The sequence below is a fragment of the Streptomyces roseolilacinus genome (genome assembly GCF_014649335.1).
Classification (GTDB): domain Bacteria; phylum Actinomycetota; class Actinomycetes; order Streptomycetales; family Streptomycetaceae; genus Streptomyces; species Streptomyces roseolilacinus.
Map to the genome: position 1 here is coordinate 480,233 of NZ_BMSV01000006.1, position 20,649 is coordinate 500,881.

Here is a 20,649-nt window from a genome sequence, read left to right on the forward strand (position 1 = left end):
ACGGGTTCTCGGCGCCGTACGCCGTCACCGGGCGACCGCGCGACGGCCCGTGGCGCCACGGGCCGGTGCGGCCGGTCCCTCAGAGGTAGACGACGCGGACGACCGTGACCGTGGAGACGTCGCGGCTCACGTAGTACCGGATCACCACGCCCGACACCGTCGCCTCCCGCCGGTCCTGGTCCGGGCCTATCGGCACCGACCCGGACCCGTACGGGTCCGGGGCCAGCTGCGCGCGCATCCCCGTGTCGAACCGGGCGCGCAGGGGCGTGTCCATGGAGTCGAGGGCGAGGTCCGCCGGGGGCGCGTACTGGAGGCGGTAGCAGCTCACTCCCGCACGCCCTCGCCGCGCGCCAGACGGTCGAACAGCTCGGCGTCCTCCCGGTCGGCGTCCGTCGTGGACAGCGCCCACCGGGCGAGCGCGATGGGCAGGTCCGCCACCGGGACGTGCGGGATCTCCGCGTCGAACGCCCTCGCCCGGTCCTCGTCCAGCGCCGCCCGGATCGCCGCTATGGTGCCGGGCAGCTCGACCAGCTGCCCGGCGATCACGGTTCTCACGGGGCCGTGGCGTCCGCGAGGAACGCCGTCCAGGCCGAGGGCGCGACGGCGAACGAACCACCGTCGGGGTTCTTGGAGTCGCGCACGTGGATGGTGTGGGGGCAGGTGGCGACCTCGACGCAGTTGCCGCCCGCGTCGCTGCTGTACGACGACTTGTGCCAGTCGAAGGCCACTTCGATGCAGTTGCCGCCGCTACTGCTGCTGTAGCTCGATTTGAACCACTGGAGGCTGCTGGTCACTGCTGTTCTCCTGCCAACCGCTCGATGAAGCTCAGCGATTCACGTGGGGTAAGGGCCTGCCCACGGATCCTCGCATACCGCTGCATGTACGTGCTCACCTTTGCCGGGTCGCTGATCAGGACGCTCTCGTCCTGGGGTTCGAGGTACACGAGGAACTCGTGGTCCGGCGTCTCCAAGGCGTTCAGCTCGCCTTGGTTTCCTGCGTACTCGCCGTGGAGCGCACAGTCCAGAGGGAGTACCTGGATCGTTACGTTGCGCCTGCGGGCGCACTCCGCGAGGAACTCCAGCTGGCCGCGCATGGTCTCCCGGCTGCCGATGGGGCGCAGCAGTACCGCTTCGTCCAGCACGAGTTCGATGAGCGCGGTGGGATCGCGGTCGAAGACCTCCCGCCGTGCGACCCTCGCCTCCACCAGTTCCTCGACCCGCTCCTCCGTCAAGATGGGAAACCCCCCGGCGATGAGCGCCCGCGCGTACTCCTCCGTCTGGAAGAGTCCGTGGATCACCGGTGTCGCGAAGAGGTACAGGTTCAGCGCCGCCCGCTCCAGCAGCGCGTACTCCTTGAACTGCTGCGGGTACTTCTCGATCCGCAGGTACAGCCGCGCCTCCTCGAAGAAGCCCATGCCGTCGCCGACCGCCTCCTCCAGCTTGACCAGCATCTGGTCGCTCGCCGGCTGGGCGCACGTCTCCACGCCGCTGATCGCCGCCCCGGAGAAGCCGCACATCCCGCCCAGCTGCTCCTGCGTCAGCCCCTTCTGCTTGCGCAGCGTTCGGGTCATGTGCGCGACGAGTTGTGCCGTCGGGGTCGCCTTTTCCTTGTTTTCTCGCCCAGCCATATTCGCTCCACGCATGGACTCGACCGGTCTCAACCGGTCTCAACTGATCGCCGTCGAATTCGACCGCGCGACAAGGTGTCCGCCCAGGTCACGACCGCTTTCGCGGTTCGTCGGCAGATGTGGAGAACGCTAGCGCCGGGCGCGCACAATGGCCCAGTGAAATCGAGAAGTTCCAGGGAACGGCTTGACTGGGTTCCCCTTTCGGGATATCAGCTCCGCAAGGCGGGCGTGCAATTCGACGCGGTGCGGCTCGACGGAATGGACGGGCGGCTCGTGGCCGACTGCCTGGAGCGGATGACGGGCGGTGACCCGGGGCCGATCGTGACGCAGGTCAACGGGCGGCGCGGCACGTACTTCCTGCTGCCGCCCGGCAGCACGTACCGGCGCCCCTGGCCCGCCGTCGCGGTGCGGTTCAACGGCGAGCCGGGGCAGATCAGCTACGTGCCGGTGCCCGCGCTCAGGGGGCGCACCTGGCCGTTGGCGTGGCGGTGCCCGCCGACCGGGCCGGGGCGGTTCGTGCACCCGCTGCTGCTGCGCAGCGCGGTCGTGGCGCTGCTGCCGGGCGGGCCGGGCGCGCCGGGCGGGGGCTGAGTACGGGCTACGTCTCCGCCCGGTCGTCCGCGCGGGGCGGGGCGCCCGGCAGCACGAGGGCGGTCAGCCACAGCACGGCGGCGATGACCAGGGCGGAGGACGTGGCGGCGCGTTCGATGGACCAGGCCCACCACTCCGGGGTGTTGTCCTCGCCCACGCCCAGCAGCAGCGTCGGACCGAAGGTGCCCAGCGGCAGCAGCCACGCCAGGCCGCTGCCGAAGAGGCGGGCGCTGATCACCGCGAGGCCCAGGTACCCGGCGGCGTTGCGGGCGGACGCCGCGAACACCTCGAAGGGCAGGCCCGCCGCCATCGGCAGCGCCGACAGGGCGACGGCGAACAGGGTCAGCGCGACGAGCTGCGCGCGGCGGTACGCCTCGACGGGCTGGGCCGCCGTGTGCTCCAGGTCCGCCATGGGGGAGTACAGGGTGGTGCCCAGCACCACCGCGTACGCCACCGGTGCCACGGCCGCGACCGGGACGCTGAAGTCCACCAGGTAGCGGAAGTCCGGGACGTCCACCCGGGTGCCGGTGAAGACGGTCGCGGCCAGCGCCACGAGCAGCGAACCGGCGGCGGCGCGCGGGACGTCGCGGCTGCGGGCGAGCGCGAGGACGGGGTGCACCGGGCCGGTCACCGGGGCAGCGGGGGGACGGGGCGGCAGGCGCGGATCTCGCGGGCCGCGCCGCTCAGCCAGGCGTCCTGGGCGGCGGCGGGGGCCTTGAGGACCCGTTCGAGGGCGGCCGCGAACCGGTCGCCGTAGTACGGGGCGGGCTGCCGGGCGCGGGAGTGGACCACGGCCTCGACCAGGAACGTGTCGGGGTAGCCGCCCGCCTCCTCCAGCAGGTGCGGTTCGCAGTCGGAGGGCGGCTTGGGGAGGGCCGCGCCGAGCATCAGTTCGGTCATGGCGCGCTCGTCCAGGACCGGCTGCGGGACCGGCAGCTCCGCGCTGTCCGGGCCGGCGGGGCGCAGGCCCGTCTCGTGGAAGGAGCGGTGGAAGCCGGTGAGCGGCCCCAGGACGCGGTCCACCGTGCGGGCCGCGCCCGCGGCCGCGGGTAGCAGGTGCCGGTCGTCGGGCCACAGGCACGCCTTCGTACGGCCCTCGGTGACGCAGGCCGGCCGGGCGGGCTGCTCGGCGCGCAGCGCCCAGAACGGGTCGGGGTGCGGCGTCCGGAAGGTGAGCAGCGCGCCCCCGGCCACCAGCGCGACCACGGCGGGCACCACGGCGAGCGGGCCGGGCGACGGCACCCCGCGGCGCACCAGCGCGGGCACGGCCGTCAGCGCGAGCGCGGCGGCGGCGCACCAGGCGGTCGCGACGAGGAGGCGGGTGGTGTGCGGGCGGAACGCGGTGTCCCAGTGGTCGTCGATGGCCGGGAAGAGATGGGCCAGGGGGAGGTCGGGCGCGAAGGCGAGGACGACGAACAGCGCGTACCAGAACAGGCCCATGACGGGGGCGGTGATCCTGGTCGGCAGCAGCGTGCCCGCGGCGACCCCGGCGGCGATCTGCAGACCGGTCATGGCGGCGCCCAGCAGCAGCGGGGTCCACACCGGGTCCGTGACCTCGCTGACCGACGCGGTGCGCCCGAAGGCGATGGCCGTCATGACGGCGTACGCGACCAGCGACCACAGCCAGGCCGCGGCCCACAGCAGCAGGGCCTGCGGCCAGCCGCCCCGGGGCGTGGTGTCCGCCCACAGGGCGGTGCGGGTGCGCCGCGAGCGGCTCGCGCTCCACGCGGCGGCGGCGCTCATCAGGGAGCCCATGACGATGACGCCGAAGACCTGCACCTTGATGCCGGCCTGGTTCCACCAGCCGATCCAGTCGCTCGTCGCGGGGTCCGCGGAGGCCAGGTACCAGACGCCGGCCACGGTCGACAGCAGGGCCACCCTGCCCGCCTCGCCGCGCCGCATCTCGTGGAGGAGTACGCGCGTCACGGCCGGTCCTCGTTCCCGTTCCGCTCGACGACGGCCAGGTAACCGGCCTCCACCGTCGAGCCGTTGATCTCGGCGGCCGTTCCGTCGCGCCCGGCGCCGGGGGCCTGCGCGCAGAGTTCGCCGAGGGAGCCGGTGAAGCGCATCCGGCCGTCCAGGAGGACGTGGACGCGGTCGCAGACGTGGGCGACGTCCTCGGCGAGGTGGGTGCTCATCACCACGGCGGAGCGCTCGCCCAGGTCCTTGATGAGGCCGCGGAAACCGACCCGCTGGGCCGGGTCCAGGCCGACCGTCGGCTCGTCCAGCAGGACGAGGGCGGGCTCGTTGACCACGGCCTGCGCGATGCCCGCCCGGCGGAGCATGCCGCCGGACAGCTCGCCCATGCGCCGGTCCGCGTGCTTCTCCAGCTCCACCAGCCGCAGGGCCTCGCGGGTCCGCTCGACCCGCCGGGCGCGCGGCACCTTGCGCAGCCAGGCCGCGTACTCGACGAACTCCCGGACGGTGAAGCGCGGGTAGTAGCCGAAGGTCTGGGGCAGGACGCCGACGCGCTCGCGGACCCGGCGGGTGCGGGCGCGGCCGCCGACCGGCTCGCCGAGCAGGGACACCGTGCCCTCGTGCGGGCGCCGGGCGGTGCTCAGCAGGGAGAGCAGGGTGGTCTTGCCCGCGCCGTTCGGGCCGAGCAGGGCGGTGGTGCCGGGACGGAACTCCGCGTGCACCCCGTCGAGGGCGACCACGGTCTTGTAGCGGACCGTGGCGCCCTCGACGGCCGCGACCGGCGTGGTGCCGGCCGCGGCGATGTCACTTCCTACGGACACGTGCTTCCTGGTCAGTTGTGCGCGGAGACGTAGCCGACGGCGCGGCTTCCGGGAACGCCCGCCCAGGTCGCCTTGGTGTAGTACTTGCCGCCCGTGGTCGTGCCGCCGTAGGAGCCGCAGCCGAACCCGTCCCGGTAGTTCCTCGACGTCGAGGCGATCTTCGGGTCGGGCATGAGCGACTTGTCCTGGTAGACGTAGGCGCTGAACGTCTTGAGGTCGGACGTCGGGACGTCGCCGCAGGCCTTGGCGTGGCCCGAGCCGGCGCCCTTCCAGCGGTCGCCGTCCTCCTTCGACCCCGCGGTGGCGATCGAGAAGGGAAGGCGGCTGTTGGTGATCTCGCCGGCGACGGCGACACCGGCCGGAAGGGCCAGCACCGCGGTGAGGCCGACGGCGGCCATGCGTATACGGGTACGCGTCATGATGTTCCCCCTGTTTCTTTTTTCGGTTGTGTGGTGGTCAGCCACACTTGACGCTAACCCGTCATTGATCGTCTCCGTGTGAGCGTGATCACAAAGCGGGAGGGATGGCCGGAAAACACTCCCGAGCGCCGAGTGCCGCCCTTGTGGCCAGGGATTTCGCCGACCTGGGTGGGCGTGGTTGGCGGGAATCCGCCCGCTCATGAAGGCCGGGGGCGCGGACGGGTCGCGATGACGACCGTCGCGTACCGGTCGTCGCACGTGGCGGTCCGGGCGGCGAGCCCGCCGGACCCCTCGGCTATCCGGACGGCCGCGGGCGCCTGGGCCCCGCTGGTCTCGAACAGCAGGCTCCCGCCCGGCGCCAGCCAGTGCTCCGCCCGCGCCGCGACCCTGCGCAGCACGTCGAGCCCGTCCGCGCCGCCGTCGAGGGCGACCAGGGCCTCGTGGAGGCGGGCCTCGGCGGGCAGGAGGGCCACCTCGGCGGTGGGGACGTACGGGACGTTCGCCAGCAGCACGTCGACCCGGCCCCGCAGGGCGGACGGGAGCGCGGCGAACAGGTCCCCCTCGTGGACCCGGCCGCCCAGGGGCGCGACGTTGCGGCGGGCGCAGCGCACGGCGGCCGGGTCGATGTCGGCGGCGTGCAGCTCGGCGGCGCCGTCCAGGGCGGTGACGAGGGCGGCGCCCAGCGCGCCCGTACCGCAGCACAGGTCGACGACGACCGGGCGGGCCCCGCGCGGGGCGAGCGCGGCGGCTTGCTCGACGAGGAACTCGGTGCGGCGGCGCGGGACGAACACGCCCTCGTCGACGGCGACCCGCAGCCCGCCGAACTCGGCCCAGCCGACGACGTGTTCCAGCGGGTGGCCGGCGGCGCGGCGCGCCACCATGGCGGCCAGCGCGGCGGGGGTGCGGGCGGCGGCGAGCAGCAGTTCCGCCTCGTCCTCGGCGAACACGCACCCGGCGGCCCGCAGGGCGGCGACCACCCCGGGCGGGTCGAGGGGGCGCGTCGCGCCGCCGGCCGCCGAGGGGACGGGGGGTGCCGCAAGGACGGCGGGCGCCGAAGCGTGGCCGGACGCCGAAGGGGCGGCGGGTGCGGGGGGTGCCGGAGGGGCGGCGGGTGCCGCGGGGGCGACCGGTGTCGGGGTGCCGCCGGACGCCGGGCGGGCGACGGGCAGGGGGGAGTCGGAGGCCGGTGACGGAGAAGTCGGGGGCACGGGAAAGCCTTTCGGGGCCGCGTACGCGATGCGGCGCTCCCGGCGGTCTCGTTACGGCCGCGGCGTGGTCGCCGTACCGCCCTCGGAGGGGAGCACCCAGTCCTGCCTGGCGTTGATGGGTCCCACCTCCTCGGTCCTCGCGCGTCCTGGTGACGTCCCGGGCACCCTACCCGACGGCACGGCCCCGCCCGGTGACGCGCACGGCCCCGTGGCTGACGCCTCGTCACGCGCGCGGTCCTCCCCTGCGGCGGGCGGCCCGTCACGCGCCCGGCTCCCGTGGCGGACGGCCCGTCACGCGCCCGGCCCCGGCGCCGGGTCCTCGGGCCGGGCCCGCGCGGGCCCGCCGAACGGCACCCGCCGACGGGGCAGGCGCGGGGCCCGGGCGCCTTCCGGGCGCCGGAGCCCGTACGGGACCGGGAGACGCGCGAGCCGCTCGTGCCGCACGGGGCGGCGGGCGGGGCCGGGGACCCGACGGCGGCCTCCACCGCAGCCTGCCGGGCGCACGGGCCGCGGCCCTCCGTCCACACGAACCGCACCCACGTCGTCCCCGCGCGCGACCCCGCCGACGCGGAGGCCAAGGAGGGCCTCGCGGCGCTCGGCGCGGCGCCGGCCGCGGCGGACGGGCACACGGGGTGACCCGGCGCCCCGGACACGACCCGGCCGGGTGACCGGCCCGTGTGACCTCCGTCTCGTCCGACCCCTACAGGTGACCCCCTCCGACTGGCTTAAGGTGTCCGAAACCGGACGGAGGGGACCTGCCCATGCCCGCGAGCGGACCTGTGACCCGCAGTACCCTGCGCCAGCAGATCGCGGACGCGCTGCGTGACGAGGTGCTCGCGGGGCGTCTCCAGCCGGGCCGGGAGTTCACCGTCAAACAGATCGCCGAGCAGTACGGCGTGTCCGCGACGCCCGTGCGGGAGGCGCTGGTCGACCTGTCGGCGCAGGGACTGCTCGACTCCGACCAGCACAAGGGCTTCCGCGTCCACCAGTTCACGGTCGACGACTACCGGGGCATGATCGAGGCCCGCTCCCTGATCGTCGACGGCATCCTGCGCCGCCACCCGGCCGACGGGGCGCGGACCGGGACGGGACGCGGGTGCGTGCCGGACGAGGCGCTCGTCTCCGTGCGGCGGCGCGCCGAGGCGGCCGCGCGCGCCGCACGCGCCGGGGACCTCGACATCCTGATCGCCTACGACGTGCGGTTCTGGCGGGAGCTGGGCGGGCTCGTCGCCAACCACTACATCGCCGACTTCCTGCACCGGCTGCGCGTCCAGGCGTGGGTGTTCGCCGTGCCGCACCTGCGGGGCGACCGGCGGGGGCGCGACTGGCTGTGGAGCGGGCACGAGGAGGTGGCGGAGGCCGTCGCGGCGGGCTCGACGCGGCGGGTCGTCGCCGCCCTCGGCGCGTACCGCACCCACTCCCTGCGCTGGGCCGACCACCTGGAACGCCTCCCCGCGCCCCGCCGGGAGCCCGAACGCCCCGAGTAGCCCCGGCGCTTCGGCGGCCGTGCCACCGGGTATCACTGTGACCCTACGTCCGCGGCGCAGGACCGCCCTGTGCCCCCACCCAGCAGACGCCCCGATCCGAGAGCGAGTCCACCTTGGCCTGTGACCTGTGGCTGGTCCCCCTGGTCGACGTGCTGTGCCACAGCCCCGACAACCCCTTCGCCGAGGAGATCGCCGCGTACGACCGGGCGCTGACCGAGTCGGGGCTGCCGACCGTGCCCGTCTTCGCGTACATGCCCGGCCTGTCGGGCGACGTGGCGCCGGTCGCCGGGTTCGACTACGACGCCCTGCACTTCCTGCGCCGCGCCTACCTGCTCCAGGTCTGCGGCCTCGCCGTGACGCCCGTCGACGAACTCGGCGGCGACTACGAGCAGTTGCTGGAGATGTTCGAGCCGACCGCCCAGCGGTCCCACCTGGTCTGGCACTACGACCACGCCGGCGCCTACGTGCCGGTGGACTTCCCCGCGCCGCTCTCCACCGAGGAACTGCTCGCCGGGGGCGGCCCGCTGGGCTCCGCGCAGGGGCTGCTGCGGGAGCTGGAGTACGTCGCCCCGGCCATCGGCATCGACCCGGCCAACCCGCCGGCCGCGCCCGCCCCGCCCCGCCACCCGACCTCGCTGGAGGAACCGGCGGCGCCCGTCCCGTACGACGACAACCCCTTCGCGCGCGAGCGGCACGTCTGGCTGGGCCTGCACGCGGCGGCCACCCGGAGCCTGGGCCAGGGCTCGATGATCATCTTCAGCTGAGGGGGCCGCGGCCCGGCGGGCTCAGCGGGGCTCCGGGGGACGCTGGCGGGGCATGTTCGGGCGGGCCGCCGGGGGCAGCGGGAAGCGGCTCCCGGTCTGGCCCGGCCCCGGCTCGGAGCGCGGGGGCGCGGCGTTCAGGGCCTGCGTGGCCAGCTGCGCCGGGCCCGCCCGGAACTCCACCATCCAGTCCGCCGTCTCCGCCCGCACCAGCTCCGTCACGTCCTCCGAGAACCGGCGCAGCACCCCCAGGCAGCGCTCCGCCGCCTCGGCGGCCGTGCCCTCCGCGGGGCCCAGCACCTCCCGGACGCTCTCCGACGACCAGTCGAACTGCAGGACCAGCAGGCGCCGCTGCACCGCCTGCGCCGTCGCCACGTCCCGCATCCAGCCGGACGTCACCCCGAAGTACCGGTCGCACGCCAGGCACGCCCCGGCGAGCAGCAGCGACAGGTAGCCCCAGCCGGCCGCGCCGTCCAGGGCGTCCGTCAGGTCCAGCAGCGGCAGCGCGGCGCCCAGGACACCGCCCAGCGCCGTGCCGGCCCGCAGGGCGCGGGCGCCGCGGCGCTTCCACACCCGGTCGGCGAGGTACCAGTCGACGGTGCGCAGGGCGCTCGCCTCGACCCACCGGTACAGCTCGTGCAACCGCTCGGCCGGTTCACCCCAGTCACCGAGCGGGAACGGCCGTCCCCTCAGGTCCTCCCCCCGGGCGGGCCTCCCGGGCTGCATCTCCGGCTGGCTCACCGGGGCACTCCTCTGCACTCTGCGTGACTCTGCGTGACGTACGGCGATACGGGGTGGTGTGGGGCGGTGGGGGCGGTGGGGGTGGTGGGGGTGGTCAGGGGGTCGGGCGGCGGCGGCCGGGGCGTGGGGGGCCGGGGGGAGGGTAAGAGGATGGATTGTGCGGAGCCCTTCCTACCGCCGAATGGCGGTCCCCGGTGGCCGAATCACGGGTTTTCCGCACGGAAGAGGGGCGTGATCAGGCGGGGGCGCGCCAGCGGTTCACCCGAAGGAGTGGAGCGGTGCGCGTGGGGCGCGCCGCGCGAGGACCACGTAGGCTCGGCGTAACCGAAGAATCGTCGTCGACGCGCAGGAGTGACCGTGATCCCCGGTGGTGGCCAGCCCAACATGCAGCAGCTGCTCCAGCAGGCCCAGAAGATGCAGCAGGACCTCGCGAAGGCGCAGGAGGAGCTGGCCCGCACGGAGGTCGACGGCCAGGCCGGCGGCGGCCTGGTGAAGGCCACGGTCACCGGCTCGGGCGAGCTGCGGGGCCTGGTCATCGACCCCAAGGCGGTCGACCCGGAGGACACGGAGACGCTCGCGGACCTGATCGTCGCGGCCGTGCAGGCGGCGAACGAGAACGCGCAGCAGCTCCAGCAGCAGAAGCTCGGCCCGCTGACCCAGGGACTGGGCGGAATGCCGGGCCTGCCGTTCTGACCCGGCGGGCGCCGACTGCTCACCCCGCTGACGCGGCGGGTTCACACCGAGTCTTCTGCGGCGCACCCCGCACCTACTACCGTAACCACCAAGACTGCACTCCCGGAGAGGCGTTCCGTTGTACGAAGGCGTGGTCCAGGACCTCATCGACGAACTGGGCAGGCTGCCCGGCGTCGGTCCCAAGAGCGCGCAGCGGATCGCCTTCCACATCCTCCAGGCGGAGCCGACGGACGTGCGGCGGCTGGCCCACGCGCTGCTGGAAGTGAAGGAGAAGGTCCGGTTCTGCGCGGTCTGCGGGAACGTCGCCCAGGAGGAGCGGTGCGGCATCTGCCGCGACCCGCGCCGGGACGACGCGGTGGTCTGCGTGGTCGAGGAGCCCAAGGACGTCGTCGCCATCGAGCGGACGCGCGAGTTCCGGGGGCGGTACCACGTGCTCGGCGGCGCGATCAGCCCGATCGAGGGCGTGGGCCCCGACGACCTGAGGATCAGGGAGCTGCTGGCCCGCCTCGCGGACGGCACGGTCACCGAGCTGATCCTGGCGACCGACCCCAATCTGGAGGGGGAGGCCACCGCGACCTACCTGGCGCGGATGGTCAAGCCCATGGGCCTGAAGGTCACGCGCCTCGCCAGCGGGCTGCCCGTTGGCGGAGACCTTGAATACGCCGACGAGGTCACGCTCGGTCGCGCGTTCGAAGGGAGACGACTCCTCGATGTCTGACGCCACTCTCCACGCCCACTCACTGGACCCCGACAGCTTCGCGGTCCAGATCGCCGACTCCATCGAGTCCTTCATCGTGGCCACCACGGAGGTGGCCAAGGGGGACGAGCCCGCCAGCGCGATCCCCTTCCTGCTGCTGGAGGTCTCGCAGCTGCTGCTCGCCGGCGGCAGGCTCGGGGCGCACGAGGACATCCTCCCCGAGGAGCGGTACGAACCGGACACGGGTCCCGACATGGACGTCGACGACCTGCGGGAACGGTTCGCCGTGCTGCTGGACCCGGTGGACGTCTTCTCGGAGGTCTTCGACCCGTACGAGCCGCGCAAGGCGCCGGTGCCGTGCCGGATCTCCGACAACCTGGCCGACATCATCACCGACCTGCGGCACGGGCTGGCCCACTACCGGGCGGGGCGGACGACCGAGGCGCTGTGGTGGTGGCAGTTCTCGTACTTCTCCAACTGGGGGCCCACGGCCTCGGCGACCCTGCGGGCGCTGCAGTCCCTGGTCTCCCACGTCCGGCTGGACCAGCCGCTGGAGGCGCTGGACGGGCTGGACACGGACGAGGACGTGGCGGACGAGGCGCTGGCGGAGGAGGCGGGCCGGGTGATGCTCCAGGAGATCGCCGCGCCGCTGGGCCTGCGCTCCCACCAGTAGCCCGGCCCCCGCGTCGCGCCTCCGCCCACTCGCGGTCCCGTCCCGCGGTCCCGCCCGCGCCCCCGCCGCGTCCCGCGGCGTGAGCCGGGACACATTCCGCGTGGGCGCCCGGTGGATGGGCAGGGTCCCGGCGTGGCCGGGCGACGCCCCCCGCACGGCCACCGGACGGGCAGGACATCTCAGGATGTGACATCCGGGGGGCGTTTCCCGGTCGCTCGTTAGACTGAGCCGACCGCAAACGGACTGAGCGAGGAGCGCACGTGGGCCTTGTCGTGCAGAAGTACGGAGGCTCCTCCGTTGCCGATGCCGAGGGCATCAAGCGCGTCGCCAAGCGAATCGTCGATGCCAAGAAGAACGGCCACCAGGTGGTCGTCGTGGTTTCGGCGATGGGCGACACGACGGACGAGCTGATCGATCTCGCCGAGCAGGTATCCCCGATCCCTGCCGGGCGTGAGTTCGACATGCTGCTGACCGCCGGAGAGCGTATCTCCATGGCCCTGCTGGCCATGGCGATCAAAAACCTGGGCCACGAGGCCCAGTCGTTCACGGGCAGCCAGGCAGGCGTCATCACCGACTCGGTCCACAACAAAGCGCGCATCATCGATGTCACGCCGGGCCGCATCCGCACCGCGCTGGACGAGGGCAACATCGCCATCGTCGCCGGCTTCCAGGGCGTGTCCCAGGACAAGAAGGACATCACCACCCTCGGCCGGGGCGGCTCCGACACCACCGCCGTGGCCCTCGCCGCGGCGCTGGACGCCGAGGTGTGCGAGATCTACACGGACGTCGACGGCGTCTTCACCGCCGACCCGCGGGTCGTGAAGAAGGCCCGGAAGATCGACTGGATCTCCTTCGAGGACATGCTGGAGCTCGCCAGCTCCGGCTCCAAGGTGCTCCTGCACCGCTGCGTCGAGTACGCACGCCGATACAACATCCCGATCCACGTCCGCTCCTCCTTCTCGGGGCTCCAGGGCACGTGGGTCAGCAACGAACCGCGAGGGGACCGCAAGGTGGAGCAGGCCATCATCTCCGGTGTCGCCCACGACACCTCCGAGGCGAAGATCACCGTCGTCGGCGTGCCCGACAAGCCGGGCGAGGCCGCCGCGATCTTCCGCACCATCGCGAACGCCGAGATCAACATCGACATGGTCGTCCAGAACGTCTCCGCGGCGTCCACCGGCCTGACGGACATCTCCTTCACGCTCCCCAAGACCGAGGGCCGCAAGGCCATCGACGCCCTGGAGAAGCAGAAGGACGCCATCGGCTTCGAGTCCCTCCGCTACGACGACCAGATCGGCAAGATCTCCCTCGTCGGCGCGGGCATGAAGACCAACCCGGGCGTCACCGCGTCGTTCTTCGAGGCGCTGTCCGACGCCGGGGTGAACATCGAGCTGATCTCCACCTCCGAGATCCGCATCTCGGTCGTCACCCGGGCCGACGACGTCAACGAGGCCGTCCGCGCCGTCCACACGGCCTTCGGCCTGGACAGCGACTCGGCCGAGGCGGTCGTCTACGGCGGCACGGGCCGCTGACGGCCCGGACGTCCTGACCCGGTGACGAGCCGGAAGCCGGCGCTCGCGGTCGTCGGCGCGACCGGGGCCGCGGGCGCCGTCATGCTCCAGATCCTGTCGCAGCGCGCCGACGTCTGGGGCGAGATACGCCTGCTCTCCTCCGGGCCCCCCGCCCCGTCCGCGCGGGGAGGGGGCCCGTCGCCGCACCCGGCCGACCGCGGGCTGGCCGTGCGCGGCGCGTGGACCGAGGTCCTCCCGCTCGGCGAGGACACGCTCCGGGGCGTCGACGTCGCGGTGTTCCTGGCGCCGGAGGAGGTCGCCGCCCGCTGGGCGCCGATCGCCGCCGCGCAGGGCGCCGTCGTCGTCGACGCCTCGCCCGCGTTCCGCGCCGACCCGGACGTGCCGCTCGTCGTCCCCGAGGTCAACCCGCACGCCGCCCGGATCCGCCCGCGCGGCATCGTCGCCGGGCCCGGCTGCACCACGCTCGCGATGATCGTCGCCGTCGGCGCGCTCCACGCCGAGTTCGGCCTCGACGAGCTGGTCGTCTCCGCGTACCAGGCCGCGTCCGACGCCGGGCAGGCGGGGATCGCCGCCCTGCGCGGCCAGCTCGCGGCCGTCGCCGGCACGGAGCTGGGCACGGCCCCCGGAGACGTCCGCAGGGCGCTCGGCGACGACGGGGCGGAGCCGTTCGCCGCGCCCCTCGCCCTCAACGTCGTGCCCTGGTCCGGCACGCCCCAGGACGGCGGCTGGTCCTCCGAGGAGCTGCGCGTGCGCGCCGAGACCCGCAGGATCCTCGACCTGCCCGGGCTGCGGGTCACCGCGACCTGCGTGCGCGTCCCCGTCGTCACCACCCACTCCGTCGCCGTGCACGCCCGCTTCGAACGGCCCGTGACCGTGGCGCGCGCCCACGAGATCCTCGCCACCTCGCCCGGCGTCGTCCTGTACGACGACCCGGCCGCCGGCGACTTCCCCACCCCCGCCGACGTCGTCGGCACCGACCCGACGTGGGTCGGCCGGGTCCGCCGCGGCCTCGACGACGAACGGGTCCTGGAGTTCTTCGCCTGCGGCGACAACCTCCGCAAGGGCGCCGCGCTCAACACCGCCCAGATCGCGGAGTCCGTCGCGGCCGAACTCGCCGCGGCCCGCGCGGCGCCGTCCTGACCATGCCGAGCGGCGATACCCGGTGGACGCGGCGACGGCTCTTTGTAGGATCTGTGAACGCCCTGTGTGAAATTCTCCGGCCGGTGCCGTGTGAACTGGGGTGATGGCATGTTCGACGATGCCCCCGCCCTCCCGCCGCAACCGGTGGTCGGCGAAGGGCGTCTCCGCGGTCGCCCCTGTGCTGCCGCGCGAACGGGGCGATGGGGAGAGCGGATACGGATGAGGGCCAACGACGCACCGTCAGATACGGCGGCGTGCGCGTACAACCCTGACGGGGGGCGACGTGTCCAACAGGCGTGGCAGAGGTACTCGACATCACACCGGCGGCCCCCCTGCGCGGCGGCGCGGCGGTCCTTCCGCTCCTGCGGCCGCCCCAGCGGGCCCCGCGCGACCGGCGGCACGGAGGTGGCATGCCGGTGATCGCACCCATGCCCGCCACGCGCCGTGCCCGCGCCCCGCTCCCGCGTGAGGGTGCCGACGGCACGGTGACGTCGGGCACCACCGTCGACCACCTCACCGAGACCTACCGCGCCCACTACCGGTCGCTGCTCGGTCTCGCCGCGCTGCTCCTCGACGACACGGCCTCCTGCGAGGACGTCGTCCAGGAGGCGTTCATCCGCGTCCACTCCGCCCGCAAGCGGGTCCGCGACCCCGAGAAGACCCTGGCGTACCTCCGCCAGACCGTCGTGAACCTCTCCCGGTCCGCCCTGCGCCGCCGCATACTCGGGCTGAAGCTGCTCTCCAAGCCGATGCCGGACATGGCGAGCGCGGAGGAGGGCGCGTACGACCAGCTGGAACGCGACGCGCTGATCAAGGCGATGCGCGGGCTGCAGCGCCGCCAGCGGGAGGTGCTGGTCCTGCGGTACTTCGCGGACATGACGGAGGCACAGGTCGCCGAGACCCTGGGCATATCGCTCGGGTCGGTGAAGGCGTACGGCTCCCGCGGCATCGCCGCACTGCGCGTCTCCATGGGAGCGAAGGCATGAGCGGCCGAGCCGAGAGCCACGAGCACAACGGGCCGGACGGGCCGTCGAACGACCGGACTGGAAGCAACGCGGTGAACACCCCAGAAACCCCCGGCACCCCGACCCCCGGGGACACCCCCCCGGCCTCGGAACCCGCCGAAGGCACCCCGGCGGGGGCCGCCCCCGCCCCGTCGCCCGAGGACGCCGCCCGGCCCCCCGCCACGGACACCCCGGCCCGGCCCCCGGCCGACGGGGACGGCGCCGACGGGGACGGTACGGCTCCGGACGCGGCCCGGGACGGTACGGCCGACGACCCCGGGGCGGCCGAGGCGCACGCGGCCGACCGGGACGGCACAGGTCGGGACGGCACCGACCGGGACGGTACGGCTCCGGACGCGGCCCGGGAAGCGGCCGGCGGACGCGCGGCCGGCCGGGACGGGGCCGGCACCGACCCGATCGACGTGCTGGGCCTCCTCGGACACGGACACGAAGACGAGGCCGACGGGCTCGACGGGGACGAGGCGGCGCTGCGGCGCCTGCTGCACGGGGCCGTGGACGGGCTGGAGCCGTCCACCGGCGCGCTCGACCACCTCCGGCGGGCCGTGCCCGCGCGGCGGGCCCGGAAGCGGCAGGCCCTGGTCGGCACGGCCGCCGCGGTGATCCTGCTCGGCACCGGCGTGCCCGCCTTCGTGCACGTCGCCACCTCCGGCGGCGGCGTCGACGCCAACCCGGTCAACGCCGGCCACGGCGCGGAGGTCCAGGGCGGCACCAGCGGCCTCGCCGGCGAGCAGGCCGCCGGCAACCCCTCCGGCGAGCCGGACGGCTCCCGCAAGGACGGCGCCGACCCGTCGCGGACCCCCTCGTCCGCCGGCACCAGCGCCTCCGACGGCACGGACGGCACGCCCGGCCGGGGGGCCTCCGCCCCGGCGGCGCTCCAGGCGTGCCGGGCGGAACAGCTCGGGGTGAGCGTCGCCGAGGCGGGCGCCCCCGGCGGGGACGGCGCGGTCTACGGCACGTTCCGCATCGCCAACGTCTCCTCCAGCGACTGCACCGTCGCCACGGCCGGCACGGTCGGCTTCGCCACGAGCGGCGCGGCCGACCCGGGCCGCGTCAGCGTCGTCCGGCACACGGACGGGGACGCGGCGTCCGGCCTGCCCGGCTCCTCCGAGACGGTCGGCAGCTTGGTGCTGAAGCCGTCCGGCGCGTACGAGGTGCGGTTCGCCTGGGTGCCGAGCGAGAGCTGCCCGGTGGACGGCGGCAGCGGAGGCGGCAGCGGGGACGGCGGCGACGGGGGCGGGAACGCCGACGGGGGCGGCGGCCAGTCGCCCGAGCCCACCCCCTCCACCCCGAGCGAGGAGCCCCCGCCGACCGCGGGCGGCACGGCCACCGGTTCGGCGGAGGGCGGCGCGGACACCGGCACGGCGGCGACCGAGCCGCAGCTGATGCGCGCGGAGGGTGACGCGGACGGCGGCGTCAGCGTGACGTACACCCCCGGAGCGGGCGGCCCGCAGGCGGTGGCGACCATCTCCGGCGCCTGCGCCGGGACCATCTACCGCACCGGCCTCCTCCCGGCCGGGTGACCCTCCGCCCGCCCGCCGCGCCCGCCGGGCGGGGCCGCGGCGGGCGGCGGGATCAGCCGAGGCCCGGGGCCTCCGGGTCCAGGCCCAGGGCGCGGTCCCGCTCCGCCTCCGCCTCCCGGCGGACCAGGCGGAACCACATGAACAGGACGAAGCCCGCGAAGGCGAACCACTCGCCCGTGTAGCCGAGGTTCTGGAACGCCTTCAGGTCCAGGCCCGTGCCCGCCGCCGCGGCCGCCGGGACGGGGACCAGGCCGGCGGGGGAGTCCCCGAGTGTCACCCACGCGTCGTACACGTCGTCCGGCACCAGGTTGACCAGCGACGCCGCGCTGATGATGCCCAGCTGGCCGGCCGGCAGGCCGCCCGCCGTCCGGACGCCGGTGCTCCCGGCGTGCTCCGACGCCTGGAGCGCACCGGTCACGGTCACCTCGCCGGACGGCGGCGCCGGGGCGGTGCCGCCCTTCGGCAGCCAGCCCCGCACCACCGGCAGGGCCTTGCCCTGCGGGGTGTGCAGCAGCGTCAGCACGTACGACCCGGTCCTGCCGTCCAGCTCGCGGCCGGGGACGAGGAACTGCCTCCCGTACCGGCCGCTCGCCGTCGCCTGGCGGCCCGACGTCTCCTTGTCGACGGGCAGCAGCTCCGTCAGCGGCGCCGCCGCCTGCGCGGCCCGGACGGCGGGCTGCCGCTCCGCCTCCTGGTGCGAGTCGACGCGGTCCTCGAACCTGCCCAGCTGCCAGGTCCCCATGAAGAGACAGAACGGGATCGCCAGCAGCACGAAGACGTTGATCCCCCACCAGCGGGGTGTCGTCAGGAACCGGTACACCCCTCCACGGTACGGAACGCGGTCACCCGTTCCCCTGCCGGGTCCCGCTCGTGGCGGGCACGTGCCGCGCGGCGAACTCCAGTTCCTGCCGCAGCTGCCTGACGCGCTCCTCCACCACCAGCGAGCCGTGACCCGCGTCGTACCGGTACACCTCGTGCACCGCGCCGCGCGCCGCGAGCCGCTCCACGTAGTACTCCACCTGCCGGATCGGGCAGCGCGGGTCGTTGACGCCCGCCGCGATGTACACCGGCGCCCGCACCTGGTCCACGTACGTGATGGGGGACGAGGCGCGGAACCGCTCGGGCACCTCCTCCGGGGAGCCGCCGAACAGGGTCCGGTCCAGTGGCCGCAGCGCCTCCATCTGGTCCTGGTAGGCCGCCACGTAGTCGGCGACCGGCACGTCCGCGATGCCCACCGCCCACACGTCCGGCTGCGTCCCCAGCCCCAGCAGCGTCAGGTAGCCGCCCCACGAGCCGCCCGTCAGCACCAGCCGCTCCGGGTCGGCGAGGCCCGAGGACACCGCCCACTCGCGGACCGCCGCGACGTCCTCCAGCTCGATCAGCCCCACCCGGTGCCGCAGCGCGTCGGTCCACTCGCGCCCGTACCCGGTGGAGCCCCGGTAGTTCACCCGCACCACCGCGTACCCGGCGTCCACCCAGGCGGCGGGCGCCGCCGAGAACGTGTCGCTGTAGTGCCAGGCCGGGCCGCCGTGGAGGTCGAACACGGTCGGCAGCGGGCCCGTCGCCCCCGCCGGCCGCTGCACCAGCGCGTGGACGCGGCCGCCGGGGCCCTCCACCCACACGTCCTCCACCGGCACCGAGGGCGGCGCCTGCGGGCCGGGCGGGTCGAGGACGACCGCGCCGGTCGTCGACCGCACCACGGGCGGCACCGCCGCCGACGACCACAGGTACTCCACCGTGCCGTCCGGGCGGGCCGTCGCGCCCGCCACCGAACCGGCCGGCGTGTCCACCCGCGACAGCCGCCGCGACGCGAGGTCGTACCGCCACAGTTCGCTGCGCGCCTCGAAGCCGTGGGCGATCAGGAGCCCAGAGCCGTCCGGGTACCACTCGGCGCTCACGTCCCCGGGCAGGTCCAGGTCCAGGTTTGTCTCCCGGCCCGACGCGACGTCCCAGATCATCGGCTCCCACCGGCCGCGCCGCTGGTGCCCCACCAGCAGCCGCCGGTCGCCGTCGACCGGGGCGAAGCCCATCACCGCCAGGCCCAGGTCCTTCGTGCCGCCCTTGGTGTCGTCCAGCTCCGCCACCAGCGCGCCGTCCAGCCGCACCACCCGCAGCGACGCGTGCATCGCGTCGCCGTGCTCGGTGTGCTCGATCGCCACGAGCGTCCCGTCGTGCGACAGGTCCCCGACCCCGGCCGACTCGCGGTGCCGGTAGATCTCCACCGGCTCCCCGCCCGGCCGGACGACGTGGACGGTGGTGCCCTCCTCCTCCGTGGACCGGCCGACGACCACCGTGCCGTCCCGGCCGAGGGCGAGGCCCGCCGGGTAGGACGGGGCCAGGCCGGGCACCGCCGGCTCGTCCGCGCCGCCCGCGAACGGCTGCCGCATCCACACGCCGAACTCGTCGCCGTCCGTGTCCGCGAACCACCAGATCCACTCGCCGTCCGGGGTGAGCACCCCGTCCGTCGTGCCGTTCGGCCGGTCCGTGGCCTGCCGCTGCCCGCCCGTGTCCCGGTCCCAGGCGTACAGCTCGTACGTCCCCGTCGCGTTCGACACGAACAGCGCCCGGGCCGGCGCGTCCAGCGCCCACTCGGGCAGGGACACCCGCGGCGCGCGGAACCGCTTCTCCCAGTCGGGCAGGGCCGACCAGTCGCGGTCGGCGGGCGCGGGGGATCCGGTGGGTCGGGCGGGTTCGGTGGGCACGGTCGCGGGGACGTCGGTCGGCTCAGTCATGCCGTCCATCATGCTCCGGCCCGCCGGCGTCCCGCCGGGCCGGGGGAGGCCGCCGGTGGCGCGGCGGGGTCAGCGGGGGGCCGGCGGGGTGTCGGTGGTGCACAGGGCCCAGACGACGAGGACGCCGATCGCGATCGAGACGAGGCCCCAGACCGGCTGGTACGGCAGCCAGACGAAGTTGGCGATCACCGCCAGCGAGGCGAGCGCGACACCGACCGCCCTCGCCCAGTCCGCGCCCCGCAGGACGCCCCAGCCGATCACGGCGAGGACCAGCCCGAGCACCAGGTGGATCCAGCCCCACGCGCTGACGCTGAGCTCGAACACGTAGCCGCCGAGGACGCCGTACACCTCGTCCTCGACGATGCCCGCGGCGCCCTGGACCATGCCGAGCACGCCCTGCACCAGCAGCAGCACCCCGGCGAACATCGCCCCGGCCGACGCCCAGTCGCCACCGGCCGCCGGTCCTCCGCCGGGGGTGCGGGTGGCGCCGCCGCGCTCGTGGTGCGCGTGGGCGTGACCGGGTGCCCGGTCGTGGCCGTGCCCCGCCGTGTCGCTCATCGCCGTGCCCTCTCGCCGCCGTACGCCTGCCGTGCCCCGGAGCCCGGGGCACGGCGCGTGTACGAGCAGCCTGCGGCGCCGTGGACCGCGCGGCGAGCCGGCGGCGCCCGTTCGGGCGACGCGGCCCGCCCCCTGGCCGGTGTGGCGCGGATCACACCGGAGGGGGGTGGGGGAACGGGACCCGGCCGTGTCACGCTTCCCCCACGTTCGCCGTGCCCGGAAACCGGAAGCGAACGCTTCTCCGGCCCGTCCCCGGCCTCCTCGTCCCGCCCGCGCCTCCCGCGCCCGGTACGAAGCCGCGCCTCCGGGACGAACGGGTCCCCGCCGGCCGCGCCCGCACCGGCCCCGCCCCGCGCACCACCCGTCCCCACGCCGCCGCCCGCGCGCGGGGAGACCGGCACGGCCGCCGCGCCGGCCCGGAGGACCCCGAGGCCGGCACGCCCGCCGGCCGCAGCGCCCCCTCGCACCACCCGAGCACCGACGCCCGACCGGGACCCCGGCCGGGCG

At 74.9% G+C, this 20,649-nt stretch carries 24 protein-coding genes; 11 read left to right on the top strand and 13 right to left on the bottom strand.

All coding sequences use genetic code 11. The features are described from left to right. Window positions 1–79: 79 nt before the first annotated feature. The 4 genes from IE106_RS17525 to IE106_RS17540 are packed head-to-tail and all read right to left on the bottom strand — an operon-like array spanning window position 80 to window position 1,627. A complete protein-coding gene (locus IE106_RS17525) occupies window positions 80–328 on the bottom strand; it encodes a hypothetical protein (RefSeq protein WP_189534969.1) in 249 nt (82 codons plus the stop codon). After that, window positions 325–555: a hypothetical protein gene (locus tag IE106_RS17530; protein WP_189534971.1), complete on the bottom strand. Its 231-nt coding sequence runs from the start codon at window positions 553–555 to the stop codon at window positions 325–327. The genes IE106_RS17525 and IE106_RS17530 overlap by 4 nt, the downstream gene beginning before the upstream one ends. Then, the gene (locus IE106_RS17535) at window positions 552–794 is read right to left on the bottom strand and encodes a DUF397 domain-containing protein (protein WP_189534973.1); all 243 of its coding nucleotides are present in this window, start codon (window positions 792–794) and stop codon (window positions 552–554) included. The genes IE106_RS17530 and IE106_RS17535 overlap by 4 nt, the downstream gene beginning before the upstream one ends. Beyond that, the gene (locus tag IE106_RS17540; protein ID WP_189534975.1) at window positions 791–1,627 is read right to left on the bottom strand and encodes a helix-turn-helix domain-containing protein; all 837 of its coding nucleotides are present in this window, start codon (window positions 1,625–1,627) and stop codon (window positions 791–793) included. Before IE106_RS17540 ends, IE106_RS17535 begins: the two co-directional genes overlap by 4 nt. A 228-nt stretch (window positions 1,628–1,855) precedes the next feature. Here IE106_RS17540 and IE106_RS17545 point away from each other — a divergent pair, with 228 nt between their 5' ends. After that, complete coding sequence (locus IE106_RS17545; protein ID WP_229840526.1) at window positions 1,856–2,218, top strand: hypothetical protein; 363 nt, start codon at window positions 1,856–1,858, stop codon at window positions 2,216–2,218. Window positions 2,219–2,225: 7 nt separating this feature from the next. On the opposite strand, the gene IE106_RS17550 is transcribed toward IE106_RS17545, so the two are convergent. The 5 genes from IE106_RS17550 to IE106_RS17570 form a co-directional block, all read right to left on the bottom strand. Continuing rightward, window positions 2,226–2,849, bottom strand: coding sequence for a hypothetical protein (locus tag IE106_RS17550; RefSeq protein ID WP_189534979.1), 624 nt, complete (start codon window positions 2,847–2,849; stop codon window positions 2,226–2,228). Then, complete coding sequence (locus IE106_RS17555; protein WP_189534981.1) at window positions 2,846–4,144, bottom strand: DUF7224 domain-containing protein; 1,299 nt, start codon at window positions 4,142–4,144, stop codon at window positions 2,846–2,848. The genes IE106_RS17550 and IE106_RS17555 overlap by 4 nt, the downstream gene beginning before the upstream one ends. Further along, complete coding sequence (locus IE106_RS17560) at window positions 4,141–4,956, bottom strand: ATP-binding cassette domain-containing protein (RefSeq protein ID WP_229840527.1); 816 nt, start codon at window positions 4,954–4,956, stop codon at window positions 4,141–4,143. Before IE106_RS17560 ends, IE106_RS17555 begins: the two co-directional genes overlap by 4 nt. A gap of 11 nt (window positions 4,957–4,967) precedes the next feature. Then, window positions 4,968–5,375, bottom strand: coding sequence for a hypothetical protein (locus IE106_RS17565; RefSeq protein ID WP_189534983.1), 408 nt, complete (start codon window positions 5,373–5,375; stop codon window positions 4,968–4,970). 197 nt (window positions 5,376–5,572) lie between these two features. Further along, on the bottom strand, window positions 5,573–6,352 hold the full coding sequence (locus IE106_RS17570; protein ID WP_189534985.1) for a putative protein N(5)-glutamine methyltransferase: 780 nt from the start codon (window positions 6,350–6,352) through the stop codon (window positions 5,573–5,575). A 507-nt stretch (window positions 6,353–6,859) separates the two neighbouring features. On the opposite strand from IE106_RS17570, the gene IE106_RS17575 reads away from it, so the two are divergent. From IE106_RS17575 to IE106_RS17585, 3 genes are all read left to right on the top strand, one after another. After that, the gene (locus IE106_RS17575) at window positions 6,860–7,219 is read left to right on the top strand and encodes a PLP-dependent aminotransferase family protein (RefSeq protein WP_189534987.1); all 360 of its coding nucleotides are present in this window, start codon (window positions 6,860–6,862) and stop codon (window positions 7,217–7,219) included. 125 nt (window positions 7,220–7,344) lie between these two features. Beyond that, window positions 7,345–8,070, top strand: coding sequence for a GntR family transcriptional regulator (locus IE106_RS17580; protein WP_189534988.1), 726 nt, complete (start codon window positions 7,345–7,347; stop codon window positions 8,068–8,070). Between the two features lie 113 nt (window positions 8,071–8,183). Then, window positions 8,184–8,834, top strand: coding sequence for a putative DNA-mimic protein (locus IE106_RS17585; RefSeq protein ID WP_189534990.1), 651 nt, complete (start codon window positions 8,184–8,186; stop codon window positions 8,832–8,834). 21 nt (window positions 8,835–8,855) lie between these two features. Here IE106_RS17585 and IE106_RS17590 read toward each other — a convergent pair whose 3' ends face one another. Next, window positions 8,856–9,557, bottom strand: a complete 702-nt coding sequence (locus IE106_RS17590; RefSeq protein ID WP_189535104.1) for an SLATT domain-containing protein — start codon at window positions 9,555–9,557, stop codon at window positions 8,856–8,858. A gap of 372 nt (window positions 9,558–9,929) precedes the next feature. Here IE106_RS17590 and IE106_RS17595 point away from each other — a divergent pair, with 372 nt between their 5' ends. The 7 genes from IE106_RS17595 (at window position 9,930) to IE106_RS17625 (ending at window position 16,852) form a co-directional block, all read left to right on the top strand. After that, window positions 9,930–10,265 (top strand): YbaB/EbfC family nucleoid-associated protein, encoded by a 336-nt coding sequence (locus IE106_RS17595; protein ID WP_189534992.1) that lies wholly within the window; start codon window positions 9,930–9,932, stop codon window positions 10,263–10,265. 118 nt (window positions 10,266–10,383) lie between these two features. Continuing rightward, on the top strand, window positions 10,384–10,983 hold the full coding sequence (gene recR / locus IE106_RS17600) for a recombination mediator RecR (protein WP_031132641.1): 600 nt from the start codon (window positions 10,384–10,386) through the stop codon (window positions 10,981–10,983). Next, on the top strand, window positions 10,976–11,635 hold the full coding sequence (locus IE106_RS17605) for a DUF5063 domain-containing protein (protein ID WP_189534995.1): 660 nt from the start codon (window positions 10,976–10,978) through the stop codon (window positions 11,633–11,635). Before recR ends, IE106_RS17605 begins: the two co-directional genes overlap by 8 nt. Window positions 11,636–11,895: 260 nt before the next feature. Beyond that, window positions 11,896–13,167: an aspartate kinase gene (locus IE106_RS17610; RefSeq protein ID WP_189534997.1), complete on the top strand. Its 1,272-nt coding sequence runs from the start codon at window positions 11,896–11,898 to the stop codon at window positions 13,165–13,167. A 21-nt stretch (window positions 13,168–13,188) separates the two neighbouring features. Beyond that, entirely contained in the window at window positions 13,189–14,307 is a 1,119-nt protein-coding gene (locus IE106_RS17615) for an aspartate-semialdehyde dehydrogenase (RefSeq protein WP_189534999.1), read from the top strand. A gap of 296 nt (window positions 14,308–14,603) precedes the next feature. Then, the gene (locus IE106_RS17620; RefSeq protein WP_189535001.1) at window positions 14,604–15,293 is read left to right on the top strand and encodes a SigE family RNA polymerase sigma factor; all 690 of its coding nucleotides are present in this window, start codon (window positions 14,604–14,606) and stop codon (window positions 15,291–15,293) included. Beyond that, window positions 15,290–16,852, top strand: a complete 1,563-nt coding sequence (locus IE106_RS17625; RefSeq protein ID WP_189535003.1) for a hypothetical protein — start codon at window positions 15,290–15,292, stop codon at window positions 16,850–16,852. Before IE106_RS17620 ends, IE106_RS17625 begins: the two co-directional genes overlap by 4 nt. A gap of 52 nt (window positions 16,853–16,904) precedes the next feature. On the opposite strand, the gene IE106_RS17630 is transcribed toward IE106_RS17625, so the two are convergent. From IE106_RS17630 to IE106_RS17640, 3 genes are all read right to left on the bottom strand, one after another. Then, a complete protein-coding gene (locus IE106_RS17630; protein WP_189535005.1) occupies window positions 16,905–17,672 on the bottom strand; it encodes an SURF1 family protein in 768 nt (255 codons plus the stop codon). 22 nt (window positions 17,673–17,694) lie between these two features. Next, window positions 17,695–19,584 carry a S9 family peptidase gene (locus IE106_RS17635; RefSeq protein ID WP_373295952.1) on the bottom strand — a complete coding sequence of 630 codons (1,890 nt, stop codon included), beginning with the start codon at window positions 19,582–19,584 and terminating at the stop codon, window positions 17,695–17,697. 69 nt (window positions 19,585–19,653) lie between these two features. Next, window positions 19,654–20,142 carry a DUF7144 family membrane protein gene (locus tag IE106_RS17640; RefSeq protein ID WP_229840531.1) on the bottom strand — a complete coding sequence of 163 codons (489 nt, stop codon included), beginning with the start codon at window positions 20,140–20,142 and terminating at the stop codon, window positions 19,654–19,656. Window positions 20,143–20,649 lie beyond the last annotated feature (507 nt).